Source organism: Bacillus sp. sid0103, from assembly GCF_019219025.1.
The window spans coordinates 26,186-40,291 of record NZ_JAHUWN010000015.1; the positions used below are offsets into that span (position 1 = coordinate 26,186).

The window sequence follows — 14,106 nt, forward strand, 5'->3', positions numbered from 1 at the left end:
AAGCCAAAACATCATCAACTTTTATTGATTATATGGGGTTTACTAGCACAATGACTGATAAGTTTGAACTAGATTTATCCTTGCAGCAGCATTTACTCCAGGACGATGGTACGATTCATCCTGGTGTTTTTTCAACCATGATTGATATTTCTATGGGTGCTACCATCTCTGTGGAAACAAACTCGTTTGCTACTACGATTAATCTAAATCTATCATTTTTCGACCTTTCGCCGAGAGAACATTATCAAGCGGAAACGAAAATATTGAATCAAGAGGGTAAATATGTAACTGCAGAGGGAATGATCTTTTCACAAGACGGAGTTCTAATTGCTAAGGGGATTGGAACCTTTAAAGCAACTCCTATTAAAAAGGGGTAGAGAAGGGGGGAATATGTTGAAGGTGATGGAAAAAGAAATGTTTAAAGGAATTAATAAAAACCCTTTTTTTAATCATATCGGATTTGAAATCGTAAGCGGACATGAAGATGAACTATCACTAAAGCTGGAAGTAAAGAAAGAACTATTCAACACAAATAATTCTCTTCATGGAGGAGTTCATGCCTCCATGCTTGATATGGTCCAAACCATTCATCTGCGCAAAATATATCATACTTCTGTATCAGCAGTGAATTTGGATGTACATTATTTTGCCCCAACAAACACTGGAGATCTCTTTGCTCGGGCAAAGGTACTCCAACAGGGATATAAATTAGCGACGATTGAATCAGAAATATTAGATGAAAATCATCAGCTTATTGCAAAAGGAACAGGTGTCTATAAGATACTTAGACAATCGGAATAAAAATTTTTCCTAAAAAATACTAGATTAATATAAGATTTTTTGTATCCATTCATCAAAAATAGTGATAGTAGGTTCAAGAAATATGTTTCTACTATATCAATGAAAAAATTGTCGAAAAGGGTGCTGAATGTAAATGCTACAGGCACGTTCTTAATGTCACAGGCAGTTGGAAAAGTGATGCTGGAACAAAAATCAGGAAAAATTATCAATATTGCCTCTGTAGCAGGTCTGCAAGGAAGCAATCCTAAATATATGAATGCAATTGGCTATAACGCGAGTAAAGGCGCTGTGGTAACTTTTACTAAGGATTTAGCAGTGAAATGGGGACCACATGGTATTTATGTTAATGCCATTGCTCCAGGATTTTTTCCAACGAAAATGTCTAATGGTTTACTGGATAAAGGCGGAGAAGCCATTCTTGAAGGCACACCATTACGAAAATTTGGTTCAGATTCCGATATAAAAGGAGTTGCACTTTTCTTAGCGGCACCAGCTTCTAATTTTGTAACTGGGGATATATTAGTTGTTGATGGCGGCGCACATGCGATGTAAGAAAAAATACAGATAATACAAGACTCCTAGAAAATATACAAAAGCTTTTAAATAAAAATAGAGGTGAAAATAATAGATGAAAAGAGATGCAGTAATCGTTTCTGCCGTACGTACAGCGATTGGCAGGCAAGGAGGGGCCCTAGCGAGTGTCCCTGCTCACGTAATAGGTGCAGAGGTTATCAAAGAGGCATTAAATAGAGCGAAACTCAAACCTGAAATGGTCGATGATGTTATTTTTGGTAATGTGTTGTCAGGCGGCGGAAATATTGCAAGATTATCAGCATTGCAAACAGGGTTATCGATTGACTTACCCGGTTTAACAGTAGATCGGCAATGTGGTTCTGGCATTAATGCCGTCAATCTTGCAGCCCAGGCGATTCGGGCAGGTGATGGTGACATCTATATAGCTGGTGGAACTGAAAGTATGAGCCGTGCTCCCTATTTGATGGCCCGTCCAGAAAAACCATTTCATGCTGAACCGCCAAGATTTATTAAATTACAGGTTTCTACAGAAGAAGCAGGAAATCCACCGATGGGTATAACCGCCGAAAACCTAGCAGAAAAATATCAGATTACGAGAGAAGAGCAAGACGAATTTTCGCTTCAAAGCCAGAGACGTATGGCGGTAGCGATGAAAGAAGGCCGATTTGACGAACAAATTGTGCCGATAACGATTCCGGTAAAAAAGGGAGAGCCAGTTATTTTTAATACCGACGAGCACCCTAGACCGCAAACAACCATCGAAGGATTGACAAAACTTCAGCCGGCATTTCTTAAAGGTGGAACGGTGACAGCTGGAAGCAGTTCAGGATTAAATGATGCAGCCTCTGCTCTGGTCATAATGTCAAGAGAAAAAGCTGAGGAATTAAATCTAACTCCATTAGCAGTTATTCGTGACTATGCTGTTGCGGGTGTTGACCCTAACATTATGGGAATAGGTCCCGTTCCTGCAGTCCGAAAGGTACTAGAAAAATCTGGTCTACACCTAGATGCGATTGACCTGATCGAAATCAACGAAGCTTTTGCAGCTCAAGTTTTAGCTTGTAATCGCGAGCTTGAAATGGATTTGGAAAAAGTAAACGTTAACGGTGGGGCTATTGCTCATGGTCATCCGCTTGGGGCCACTGGTGCAATCCTGATCACGAAAGCAGTATATGAATTAGAACGCTCCGAAGGAAGATATGCTTTGATTACCGCTTGTATCGGCGGTGGTCAAGGAATCGCCACTATCATCGAGCGTGAATAATATCAAAACAGAGATTCATAGGAATAGGAGGCAACTACTGCCTCCCCTTCCTTCCTTTGTTTCCTTCCTAGAGGATGCTCGAGGAGCTTGGTACATGAAAGCGGGAATTTCCTATGAGGAAATGCGAAGAAAGAAAATAGGGACCGTGATCCTTAAGCTAGATATTATGTTTCTGAAAGAAGCTAGACTAGGAGATACTCTTATAATTATCACTCATCCCAAAAAACTAGGTACTAAGAGTTTTGTATTCGAACAAAAAATTTATAATCAATTAGAAGAACTTATTACAGAAGCAACTGTAACCTCAGTGATGTTTGATACGAATTTAAGAAAGAGTATACCTGTGGTGAATGAAATTGCGCAGAATTTTTCAATTTTAGACTAATGCTGGTAGGGTACAAACGATAATATAAAAAAAGGTGTGAGATATAGTGAAAAAGAAATTGTATTTTAATGGTGAATGGCATGAATCTGAAAAATATATAGATTTACATTCTCCCTATTCAGAAGAGAAAATTGCTGAGATTCCTCAAGCCTCTAAAGAGCAAGTAGCTTCCGCCATTGATGCTGCTTATAAGAATCGAGAAGTAATGGCAAGTCTTACAGCTTATGAAAAGGCTGAAATATTAGAAAAACTAGTCAGTTTGTTACTTGAAAATAGATTAAAGGCAGCTGAAATTATCTCCTTAGAAGCAGCAAAGCCAATAAAGTTCGCATTAGGTGAAATAGATCGTACGATTGAAACCTATAAATTCTCGGCAGAAGAAGCAAAACGTTTAACTGGAGAAATGATTCCTATGGATGCTGCGAAAAACGGAGCAAATCGCTTCGGTTACACGATAGAGCAACCAATTGGTGTAATTGGAGCCATTACACCATTTAACTTCCCGCAAAACTTAGTAGCACATAAAGTGGGACCTGCGATTGCAGCCGGAAATACAATCGTTCTTAAGCCTGCATCGCAAACGCCTCTTTCAGCATTGTTTTTAGCTGAATTAATTGATCAAACAGCTTTACCTAAAGGCGCATTTAACGTTATTACAGGTAGTGGTAGAACCGTTGGTGATTCATTGGTTACAAGTGAAAAAGTAAAAATGATTACATTCACTGGCAGCCCTGCTGTTGGGATTGGTATTCGCAACAAAGCTGGCTTGAAAAAAGTCGCTCTTGAACTAGGATCGAACGCTGGTTTAATTATCGACAAAAATGTTGATTTATCCCAAATCGTTCCTAAATGTGTTAATGGGGCTTTTTCAAACCAAGGTCAGGTTTGTATTTCATTACAACGCACCTATGTAATGGATGAATTATTCGATGAATTTATTGAACAATTTACAAATGCTACTAAGAAGTTAGTCATTGGAAGCCCACTTGCAGAAACAACGGATATTTCTGCAATGATCAATCCCGATGAACAAGAACGAGCACTTAGCTGGGTACAAGAAGCGGTGGAGAACGGTGCTGAAATCGTAACAGGTGGCAATATTAAAAATGGAGTCTTCATGCCAACCATTTTAAAGAATGTAGACTCCACTCTAAAGGTATCTTGCCAGGAAGTTTTTGCACCAATTGTAGTTGTGAACAATATTTCTTCTGTAGAAGAAGGAATTGCAGCAATTAATGATTCAAATTATGGCCTACAAGCAGGGATTTTCACAAATGACATTCAAACAGCATTCAGAGCTTCTAAAGAGTTTGAAGTAGGCGGTGTCATGATTAACGATATTCCAACTTACCGTGTAGACCAAATGCCATATGGTGGCGTAAAAGAAAGCGGCACGGGTAAAGAAGGTTTGAAATATGCAATCCTTGAAATGACTGAAACGAAACTTGTCGTTTGGAATCAATTATAAACATAAATAATAGATTGAATTATTATAATAATGTGTTTATAAACTCACAGATTACCTATATTAGTTATTTTCAAACGCCAGGTATCTCCAGATACTGTCATCAGTTTAAAAAGATACCTGGTGTTTTTTTATGAATAAAAAGTAATTTGTTCTGATTAACAACCTACTATACTGAAACTTTCTCCTCACACATTAGCTGCATCATCCATAATCGATAAAGAAATGGCGAAGAAATAGCCCAAGAATAGTTTGCATTATTCATTTCAAAGTATTTTCTCAATATATCTGTTATAATCCTAAATACTTCACTTCCTTGGCTGGGATGAGGTCACAGGTTCGATTCCTTCACAGAATATCAAAAAGGCCCTGATACCAGGGCTTTTCTTTTTTCATTTCGTGCCTAAAAACTCGTGTGGTGACAATTGTTGGTAGGATTTTTACAAAGAGTATACGTCTGTTCACTTGAATAATTTAGTTTTAAAACTTCCCCTCATTTCTTTGGGGGAGAACACAAAATTCTACTAAACAGAGTAAAAATAAAAAACCCTAGAAATTGCGTTATATCACCGCTTCTAGGGTTTTTGTGATTGCTATTTAATAAGCAAATCAATTAACGTGAGTAATGCTCAATGCCGATTGATAACTGCGGTTCAGGTCTGTGGAAAGACTAACCTCAGCACAGTAGAAATTATTGCGGATAAGGAATCAAAAAACAGCAGATGTAACATCCGCTTTTCTTCATAGTTGATTCTACATGCTCATGGTATCCGACTTATCATTTTTAAAAGGTTGATATTCAATGGTTTTAGCTATAGGGCTTTTATGATTAATCCACATTTCAACTAGATCGATCCCATTGATTAAGTCGATGTTTAATCCTTCGGCATAGGAAATAGCATTTTCGTTGAATCCTGCGGTCGAAACAACATATCCTCTTGATGCATTTTGTTTAACCATATTGGAATGTAGAATGGCAATCGGTTCATAGCCCATATCTTCCCGATAACACTTGACTTGACCTAATACCTTGCCGACCCCCACTCCATGCTCTATGTCAATCCCAAAGTCTCCTGAGCTTTTGGTCACAAAGGCTTCAAATCCGTACTTATGTTTTAATACATCAGCAATAAAATGTTCAAAGTCTAAGGGATCACTTTTTAAAAATGTGGGGGAATATCTTTTTTCTTCTACTTCTTTGCAAAACCTTTGATAAAGTCCCAATGCAATTGTTTTTTTAAATTCTTCTGTCACCGTGATTTGTTTAAAGTATTCTTCATCTTTTAAACTACGTCGATTTTTCCACTGAAAAATGAGTAATCCTAATAGAACCGCAATAATTAAATATTCCATATATTAATATCACCTCAATTGTAAGCATTATCACTTCAATTGAAAAATATACGGATATTAGTTAATAATTGATTTATAAAGGCAGTAAATTTTAAAAGTGCATGTCCTCCTGTTAGTCCTCCTAACATTTTATTTTTATTAGAAAAACATTAAAGGAAACTTGGGAAAACAGCGATAAAAAGCGATCTTTTTAGTATTATTTCTCCTTATTACAAAACCAAATGAATGGGCGGCATGATGTAATAATACATACAAATAGATGCCCCCTTTGTTATTTGGAGGCACCCTGTTTCTTTGATTACATTCTGACCACGAAACATATAGAACTGTATATTATTCAGGTATTTGGTTTATTGTTTCATATTTCGGAACTGAACCAAGGGAAATTCAGCCCGTCTAGTTTAGCTTTTTAATCATTTATTAAAATAATATTAGGCTGAAATTTCATGAGTAAAAGAAAAATACACTTAAACCCCTTGCTACATGTGTTTTTGTGCGGTGAATATCCGTGCCGATTTCGTGCCGAAATAAATTTATTCTGTATTATAATCTATTTATAAGAAATTGCTTTATATCAAGGTTTATCCGTGTTTTTTATAAATTATTTCGTTCAGTTAAAGCAAAATTAATCAAGCTCGAGATGGAAGGATCCATCGGTTAATATTTTTAAAAAAATTACCCGCTTGCCGTTTGAGGCAGGCGGGTTTTTGTGTTGAAAAATAGGGTTACTCTCGGATAGGGTTGGCTTACTCTCGTATAAGGTCAAGTTTCTCTCAATAACCACATTACTGGCGGATGGCGTCACATTACTGGCGGACGGCGTCACATTACTGGCGGACGGCGTCGCATTACTGGCGGATGGCGTCGCATTACTGACGGATGGCGCCACACTACTGGCGATTGCGCAAAACACTGGCGGATGGCACCACTTTACTGGCGATAGCGCCACAACACTGGCGCCACCCTCACTATGTCACCAACCCAACCACCTTTTTCTCTATTCAAAAAATTACCACCATCCAAAAATGGTTATGCTATTATTAATAGTTGGAGGTGAGTTTTTTTGATCTATATCGGCGTAACAGGCTGGGGGGACCACGACAGCTTATATCCCGGCCCCATTACCTCGCGGGATAAACTGAAGGCGTATGCAGGCCATTTTCCAATTGTAGAAGTAGATTCGGCCTTTTATGCGATTCAGCCAAAAAGAAATGCTGAAAAGTGGGTCAATGAAACACCAGCCAGCTTCCAATTTATCGTCAAAGCCTATCAAGGAATGACCGGACATTTGCGCGGTGAAATTCCGTTTGATAATAAACAAGCGATGTTTAGACTTTTCAAAGAATCGCTCGAGCCATACATAGAAACAAATAAGTTAGCGATGACCCTCTTTCAATTCCCACCCTGGTTTATGTGTACTAGAGAGAATGTCCAATATTTAAGATGGTGTAAGCATGAAATGGGGGATCTCCCATGTGCATTAGAGTTCAGACATCAATCCTGGTTTGCACCCCAGTATCGTCAAAAAACAATCGAGTTTTTGACGGAAGAAAAATGGATCCATAGTATCTGTGATGAACCTCAATCTGGAGAAGGTTCGATTCCAACGGTATTGCAGTCGACCTCCCAAGAGAAAGTTCTCGTCCGTTTTCATGGCCGAAATGTCTATGGCTGGCAAAAAAGGACGGGAGTGGATTGGCGCGAGGTTCGTTATCTTTACCGCTATAATCAACAGGAATTGGAAGAATGGGCTGTTTCTATTCAAGCATTAGCCAAGGACTCAAGAGATGTTTATCTCCTTTTTAACAACAATTCTGGCGGAGATGCGGCAGATAATGCGAAGGAAATGATTAACCTTTTGCAAATCGAATACAAGGGGCTTGCTCCACGCCAGTTAGATCTACTATAAAAAGTTAGGAGAAGGAAAACATGGAATGGATCTTAATCGTTTTTATCGGCCTATTAGCAAGCTCATTAGGCTCTCTCATTGGATTAGGAGGAGGGATTGTCATTGTGCCCTCGTTACTTTATTTATCCGCCCTACCATCCTTTGGTCATATAACACCTCAGGTCGCGGTGGGGACATCCTTATTTACGATGATTTTTACCGGCTTGTCGTCGACCTTGGCTTATCTGAAACACAAAACCGTTGATTATAAAAGCGGCTTAATTTTTCTTATCGGAAGCGGTCCGGGGAGTATCCTTGGCGCTTGGGTAACGGAAGGCTTACACTTGAAAACCTTCAATATCTTTTTCGGGCTATTTATTATTTTTATCTCGATTATTTTAGTACTAAAGGACAAATTAAAGCCATTGCCTTATCGGAAGGATCGGGGGATCATCCGTACGTTTACGGATAAGGCCGGAAAAACTTTTGAATACGGTTATAACCCACTCATTGGCATCCTGATTGCCTTTATTGTTGGTTTTTTATCGGGGATTTTCGGTGTGGGCGGTGGTTCCTTAATGGTTCCGACGATGATATTGGTGTTCTTCTTTCCGCCGCATGTCGCGGTAGCGACATCAATGTTTATGATTTTACCAACTTCATTATTGAGTTCAATTACGCATATTTCCTTAGGAAATGTTAATTGGATGTATGCTCTAGCATTGGTTCCCGGTGCTTGGATTGGCGCTAAAATAGGTGTTTATTTAAACACAAAACTTAAGAGCAAAACGATTGTCTTACTTTTACGAACGATTCTTATCATCGTTGGTATTCGATTAATTTATCAAGGAATTTTTGGGTAGGGATATATGGAAACGATACATATTTATCATACAAATGATGTCCACAGTCACTTAGAAAATTGGCCGCGAATTAAGCAATTCCTAGCTGAAAAACAAGAAACTCATCTGCAAACGAATGACGATGTGTTTCTTTTTGATATTGGTGATTTTATTGATCGCTGGCATCCTTTTACTGAGGCCGACCATGGGAAGGGAAATATAGACCTTTTAAATGAATGCCAATATACCGCTGTAACAATTGGCAACAATGAAGGGGTTAATCTCCCCTTTGATGACTTAAATCAACTCTATGATCATGCTCAGTTTGATGTTCTTTTAGCAAACCTTTATTACCAAGATGGGCGCTATCCTAATTGGGTAAAGCCATATAAGGTTTATCATACGAAAAAGGGAACAAGGGTTGGAGTCATTGGTTTAACCGCGCCCTTTCCACATCTTTACGGATTACTGGGCTGGAATGTAACAGAACCAATCACAGAATTGAAAAAATGGATAAAACAAATGAAGATGGATTCTGACTTCATCATTTTACTTTCCCATCTTGGTCTCCATGAGGATGAATCGATCGCAGAAGAATTTCCTGACATTGATGTCATCCTTGGAGCACACACCCATCATTTCCTTGAAGAAGGGGAATGGGTGGGGGAAACACTACTTGGGGCTGCCGGAAAGTATGGACATTTTGTGGGGCACGTCACGCTCTGTATAAACGAACAAAAAATGATCATCACGAAAGATGCCGTCTTATATAACCATAGTGAACTTCCATCTGTAAAAAAAGAGCAGGAACAAATCGATGCTTTTTTTACAAAAGGAAAATCCTTATTAAATCAAAAAGTAACCACCTTACCAAAACCGTTAACTACTGACCTGTTTCAGGAAACAGAGTTTTCCAAAATGCTTTGCCAGGCATTAAGGGAATGGTGTAACACGGATTGTGCAATGATTAACGCTGGCCTCCTCTTAGGGCCTTTAAATGGTGATGTAACAGTTTACGATTTACTTAGAATCTGCCCGCATCCCATTAATCCATGTGTAGTTGAACTAACTGGAGATGAATTAGAAAAGGTATTGTGGGAAACAAAAAAGGAAGAGTTAGTTTACAAACATATTAAAGGTCTGGGTTTCAGAGGAACGCTTTTAGGAATATTTGTCTATGACCAAATTAGCTTTAATGGTGAAATCATTCTCGTGGATGGGAAGGAGTTAGACCATCAACGAAATTACACATTAGCCCTTCCAGATATGTTTACGTTTGGCCACTTTTTCAAGGATGTTCTTCCTTATAAGGAAAAGAAGTATTTCTTACCGGAATTCCTTAGAGATATATTAAAGTGGAAATTACAAATGAAGTCATAGGTTCATAAACACTTTTTTTCTGTTCTAATCATAATGTGTGTTAGAGAGGAAAGGAGTGTGGGGAATCTTTGGTTGATCTTTCACCCGTTACTATAAATGGACATACGTTTATTGCTGTTTCAGTGTTGCTTCCTAAAACAACCTTGTTATCAGTCTCTAATGATAAAGGATATATCATGTGCGGTGCCTTAGATGTTGGGTTATTAAACGAAAAACTAAAGGACCGCAAAATCATTGCCGGCCGTGCTGTTGGGGTAAGGACAATAGAGCAGCTTCTGAATGCCCCGTTAGAGTCGGTTACCCTTGAAGCGGAGGAGTTAGGTATTCTTCCTGGAATGATTGGCAAGGACGCGTTAATGAAAATGATCTAAAAAGGCTTGCTATTAAAAAGCAAGCTTTTTTTTATGGAAGAAACTTCTTAGCAATATCGTTGAGTATAGATAAGATTATTTTTGGCTAATTTTTAGGCTAGTTCCCTTTTTTAAAGCATACATATAGCTTGAAGGGGTGATTGTTTTGGCGAAGTTTCGCAGACGGCTTCCGAAGAGAGGACCGTTGCCTTTCCGTTATGTTATGCTATTGACGTTTGTCTTTTTTCTCTTTTCTACTGCGACAGGTCTATGGCTTGTCAATAAGGGGATTGAACCAACTTTAATGAGAATTGCAACCTCTGAAACCCGAAATATTGCTTCGTTAGTTATCAATAAAGCGATCACGAAACGGACGACAGATACGGGGGAAAACAATGATGTCATTGTGATTTTACCGAGTGAAAATGGAAAGGCATCAAACGTGAAGCTCAATACTGTTTATATAAATCGGGTATTAGCGGAAACAACCGCACAAATTCAAAAGAACCTGAAAGCTGCCAAAAAAGGTGATCTTTCTTCGCTTGAGCAATTAACCGATGTAGAAATTGAAACGCAAAATTCTGAAAAGGAAGACGGAATTATTTGGTACGTACCGCTAGGGCAAGCAACCAATATTTCATTATTAGGAAATTTAGGCCCAAAAATTCCTGTCAAGTTTCATGCTATTGGTGAAGTGGAGCCAGATGTAAAAATAGAGACAAAAGAAGTAGGGATTAATAATACCTGGGTCGATGTTTCTATTCATATTGAAGTATCTGTCCAAATCATAACTCCATTTGCTACTAAGATAACGAAGCTGACTCAAAGCATTCCGGTCGACGGTTCGTTAATCCAAGGCGATGTTCCGCAATTTTATAATGGCGGCGGCGAAGGTATTACGCCATCTATCCAACTTCCTGATAAACAAAAGGAAGCCACCATAAAATCCGATACGAAAAAATAGGACTATCCACAATGGAAAGTCCTATTTTTTACGTGCATTCATCCGTTCCATGCGCTTCCATTTCGCTAAATGTGGGTAGGGATCAAAAGACCATTCTGTTACCCCGGTGTCTTTGTACATCCCATAATGTAAATGGGGCGGGAATTTTCCTGAGGTTCCCGGAGGGCCGTAACCGGAACTTCCTACACCGCCAATCACCAATCCTGGCTCGACCACTTGGCCAATTTTTAGGCCCTTCGCAAAACCGCTTAAGTGGGCGAAGTAATGATACGTATTATTAATATCACGAATTCCAATTCTCCAGCCACCAAACTTGTTCCAGCCTTTCATTTCAATAATTCCATAGTTTGTAGCTCGAACCGGAACACCATAACCAGCAAAAATATCGGTACCTTCGTGAATCCTCCGGCCTCCCCAGCCGCGTGCTGACCCCCAGGTACTCCGGTAACTGTGATTGCTGCGAATTGGGACAGGAAATACCTGTGTATCTAAATCTATCCGCCCAAAATGCCTATATATTTTTGCTTTTCCAGCAATGATACCAACCGTCTTATCGCGATGATAGTAATTCCATAAGCCAATTTTTATATTATCATGATCGACACCGTATGATAGGAGATAATTAGCAAACGCATAGAGGACATCCTCATCATTTTTAAGACTTGCTTTCCCGTCCCCGTCTCCATCTACACCCTTTCCATCAAAAAACTGGATGACAGCTGGGTTATCCTCCATAGGATTTGGATTTGTTAAACCAGCCCATTCTTCTGGACGGTAATAGATGCCAATGACGCTATCTGGTTTAGGTAAGTCTCTGCGGACCTGGCGGATGCTTCTTTCGTATTGATCAATGGCCGCTAAATAGTACCAAGGAATTTGTGTAACTGTTTCAACTTTCTTATACAGCTTCATTCGCTCTTGGTATGGATTTGGTTCATTAGGCGCTGCCTGAACATCCGTAACAGACCATGAAGTGGTAAAGAATAAAAGAAAAGTTCCCAATAATAGAACAGCCCGCACAAGAATCCTCCTTCCAATTAATGTACAAGGTTAGTTTATGTTTTCTAAACCATTTCATAATGGTTAATAAATGGTAAACAAGTTTTTTTACCAGAGCGAGACAGTTCGTCCTGATAAATAATCCGATTTGCTTGTCGATATTTTTTCATTATGTTAAAGTGACAAAGAAGATCCATTTCTAGCTTCAAGGGGTGTAACTATAGATGAGTAAGAAAGAAGAAATTTTAAGAAAACCGGATTGGTTGAAAATAAAACTAAACACAAATGAGTCCTATACGGGCTTGAAGAAAATGATGCGTGAAAAAAATCTCCACACGGTTTGTGAAGAAGCACGCTGTCCTAATATTCATGAATGCTGGGCAGTAAGACGGACGGCTACCTTCATGATCCTTGGTGATACATGTACCCGTGCATGCCGTTTCTGCGCGGTTAAGACAGGTCTGCCAACCGAGCTGGATTGGCAGGAACCAGAAAGAGTGGCAGACTCTGTTCAATTGATGAACTTAAAGCATGTCGTTGTCACTGCGGTAGCCCGTGACGATCTAAGAGACGGCGGAGCAGCTGTATTTGCTGAAACAGTAAGAGCTATTCGCCGAAAAAATCCTTTTACAAGCATTGAAGTTCTTCCATCAGATATGGGCGGGAAAGAGGAAAACTTACGTTTGTTAATGGACGCAAAACCAGATATTTTAAATCATAACATTGAGACAGTTAAACGGTTAACGCCAAGAGTAAGAGCCCGGGCAAAATACGGTCGTTCTCTTGAGTTCCTCCGTCGTGCAAAAGAAATGCAGCCCAATATCCCAACGAAGTCGAGCTTAATGGTGGGACTAGGGGAAACAAAGGAAGAAATTCTTGAAGTTATGGATGATTTAAGAGAAAATCAGGTCGACATTATGACAATTGGTCAATATTTACAGCCGACAAAAGGTCATCTCAAGGTTGAAAAATATTATAGTCCAGATGAATTTAAAGAATTACAGCAAATTGCGTTAAGTAAAGGCTTTAGTCACTGTGAAGCAGGTCCGCTTGTCCGATCTTCCTATCATGCCGACGAGCAAGTTAACGCAGCTGCAAAACACAAGCAAATGCTCGGTGAACAAGAAGCAAAACAAGCATAAAAACGAGAGTTCAGTCACTTTGACTGAACTCTTCTTTTATTGATTATTTCTGCCCATAATATCATCAGATGTTAATCCATTTTCATCTTCACTGTCATTAATTCGCTGTCCTTGTGGTGATTTTTTCATTTGCTTAATTAGCCCATTAATCAAATTTCGGGCATTTCTGCTTGTTGAATCAAGGTTCGCCAGATTTTCTACGTCTCTCATTAACACTTTATTGTCAGTAACGAAGACATGGTAATATCTTGGTACTACGGACATTGCTGTTTTCTTCACCTGATCAGCGGTTAAATTGCGGTCTTTTGAATCGGTATTATAGGCAATTAATACTTCTTGGTCAGTGACGAGTGTAGCAACATCGTTGACATTGGGAATATCTGTACTTATTTTACTAATGATATTGGCAGCCTGTTCACGGTCCAATGCAGTATAATGGTCATTAGCCGTGTTATCATTCATCAATGGACTTTTTTGATGACGGACATAGCCATAATTGTTACTAACATTACGGATACCTCGGCTGGCTCCTTCATTGTAAAGGTCATGCCTTTTATTGTTTACATTAATGGTATTACCACTTTCTTCATAAACATCTTGGTTGCCCATATCCTTAGTGCATCCTGTTAAAGCTGTTAGTGTACATAATCCCAAGATTATGACTAATTTTTTCAACTTAAACACCTCCTCTTCTTAGAATAGCCATTCGGAGGATTTTTTTTCTTAGTAATTGATGGGG

14 protein-coding genes and 1 pseudogene are annotated in these 14,106 nt (G+C 39.0%); 12 read left to right on the forward strand and 3 right to left on the reverse strand.

The annotated features are described in order from the left end of the window. Nucleotides 1-50 precede the first annotated feature (50 nt). The 6 genes and pseudogenes from KW850_RS17065 (at nt 51) to KW850_RS17090 (ending at nt 4,452) form a co-directional block, all read left to right on the forward strand. Nucleotides 51-377, forward strand: a complete 327-nt coding sequence (locus KW850_RS17065; protein ID WP_218348780.1) for a PaaI family thioesterase — start codon at nt 51-53, stop codon at nt 375-377. Nucleotides 378-402: 25 nt separating this feature from the next. Then, the gene (locus KW850_RS17070) at nt 403-801 is read left to right on the forward strand and encodes a PaaI family thioesterase (RefSeq protein ID WP_256358312.1); all 399 of its coding nucleotides are present in this window, start codon (nt 403-405) and stop codon (nt 799-801) included. A gap of 114 nt (nt 802-915) precedes the next feature. Beyond that, a pseudogene (locus KW850_RS17075) lies at nt 916-1,353 on the forward strand (SDR family oxidoreductase); the annotation flags it as partial. 76 nt (nt 1,354-1,429) lie between these two features. Next, nucleotides 1,430-2,599, forward strand: coding sequence for a thiolase family protein (locus KW850_RS17080; RefSeq protein WP_098934788.1), 1,170 nt, complete (start codon nt 1,430-1,432; stop codon nt 2,597-2,599). Then, a complete protein-coding gene (locus KW850_RS17085) occupies nt 2,592-2,984 on the forward strand; it encodes an acyl-CoA thioesterase (RefSeq protein ID WP_257208986.1) in 393 nt (130 codons plus the stop codon). Before KW850_RS17080 ends, KW850_RS17085 begins: the two co-directional genes overlap by 8 nt. 46 nt (nt 2,985-3,030) lie before the next feature. Then, on the forward strand, nt 3,031-4,452 hold the full coding sequence (locus KW850_RS17090) for an aldehyde dehydrogenase family protein (protein ID WP_098934786.1): 1,422 nt from the start codon (nt 3,031-3,033) through the stop codon (nt 4,450-4,452). 750 nt (nt 4,453-5,202) lie between these two features. On the opposite strand, the gene KW850_RS17095 is transcribed toward KW850_RS17090, so the two are convergent. Then, nucleotides 5,203-5,802, reverse strand: coding sequence for a restriction endonuclease (locus KW850_RS17095; RefSeq protein WP_218348782.1), 600 nt, complete (start codon nt 5,800-5,802; stop codon nt 5,203-5,205). Between the two features lie 1,063 nt (nt 5,803-6,865). On the opposite strand from KW850_RS17095, the gene KW850_RS17100 reads away from it, so the two are divergent. The 5 genes from KW850_RS17100 (at nt 6,866) to yunB (ending at nt 11,226) form a co-directional block, all read left to right on the forward strand. Further along, nucleotides 6,866-7,711, forward strand: coding sequence for a DUF72 domain-containing protein (locus KW850_RS17100; RefSeq protein ID WP_218348783.1), 846 nt, complete (start codon nt 6,866-6,868; stop codon nt 7,709-7,711). A gap of 20 nt (nt 7,712-7,731) precedes the next feature. Next, nucleotides 7,732-8,553 carry a sulfite exporter TauE/SafE family protein gene (locus KW850_RS17105; protein WP_218348784.1) on the forward strand — a complete coding sequence of 274 codons (822 nt, stop codon included), beginning with the start codon at nt 7,732-7,734 and terminating at the stop codon, nt 8,551-8,553. Nucleotides 8,554-8,559: 6 nt separating this feature from the next. After that, entirely contained in the window at nt 8,560-9,912 is a 1,353-nt protein-coding gene (locus KW850_RS17110; protein WP_218348785.1) for a bifunctional metallophosphatase/5'-nucleotidase, read from the forward strand. 68 nt (nt 9,913-9,980) lie between these two features. After that, nucleotides 9,981-10,283, forward strand: a complete 303-nt coding sequence (locus KW850_RS17115; RefSeq protein WP_218348786.1) for a YunC family protein — start codon at nt 9,981-9,983, stop codon at nt 10,281-10,283. A gap of 145 nt (nt 10,284-10,428) precedes the next feature. Next, a complete protein-coding gene (yunB, locus tag KW850_RS17120; RefSeq protein ID WP_218348787.1) occupies nt 10,429-11,226 on the forward strand; it encodes a sporulation protein YunB in 798 nt (265 codons plus the stop codon). Between the two features lie 21 nt (nt 11,227-11,247). Here yunB and KW850_RS17125 read toward each other — a convergent pair whose 3' ends face one another. Then, entirely contained in the window at nt 11,248-12,246 is a 999-nt protein-coding gene (locus KW850_RS17125; RefSeq protein WP_308128819.1) for a M23 family metallopeptidase, read from the reverse strand. Between the two features lie 203 nt (nt 12,247-12,449). On the opposite strand from KW850_RS17125, the gene lipA reads away from it, so the two are divergent. Further along, nucleotides 12,450-13,367 carry a lipoyl synthase gene (gene lipA / locus KW850_RS17130; protein WP_218348788.1) on the forward strand — a complete coding sequence of 306 codons (918 nt, stop codon included), beginning with the start codon at nt 12,450-12,452 and terminating at the stop codon, nt 13,365-13,367. 36 nt (nt 13,368-13,403) lie between these two features. On the opposite strand, the gene KW850_RS17135 is transcribed toward lipA, so the two are convergent. Beyond that, complete coding sequence (locus KW850_RS17135) at nt 13,404-14,051, reverse strand: YhcN/YlaJ family sporulation lipoprotein (RefSeq protein WP_374226345.1); 648 nt, start codon at nt 14,049-14,051, stop codon at nt 13,404-13,406. Nucleotides 14,052-14,106: the final 55 nt, after the last annotated feature.

What these genes read in the sequence shown, in the direction of transcription:
- KW850_RS17095 (WP_218348782.1), bottom strand. Translation starts at nt 5,802, where the DNA reads ATGGAATATTTAATTATTGCGGTTCTATTAGGATTACTCATTTTTCAG.
- KW850_RS17080 (WP_098934788.1), top strand. Translation starts at nt 1,430, where the DNA reads ATGAAAAGAGATGCAGTAATCGTTTCTGCCGTACGTACAGCGATTGGC.
- lipA (WP_218348788.1), top strand. Translation starts at nt 12,450, where the DNA reads ATGAGTAAGAAAGAAGAAATTTTAAGAAAACCGGATTGGTTGAAAATA.
- KW850_RS17065 (WP_218348780.1), top strand. Translation starts at nt 51, where the DNA reads ATGACTGATAAGTTTGAACTAGATTTATCCTTGCAGCAGCATTTACTC.
- KW850_RS17105 (WP_218348784.1), top strand. Translation starts at nt 7,732, where the DNA reads ATGGAATGGATCTTAATCGTTTTTATCGGCCTATTAGCAAGCTCATTA.
- KW850_RS17070 (WP_256358312.1), top strand. Translation starts at nt 403, where the DNA reads ATGGAAAAAGAAATGTTTAAAGGAATTAATAAAAACCCTTTTTTTAAT.
- KW850_RS17110 (WP_218348785.1), top strand. Translation starts at nt 8,560, where the DNA reads ATGGAAACGATACATATTTATCATACAAATGATGTCCACAGTCACTTA.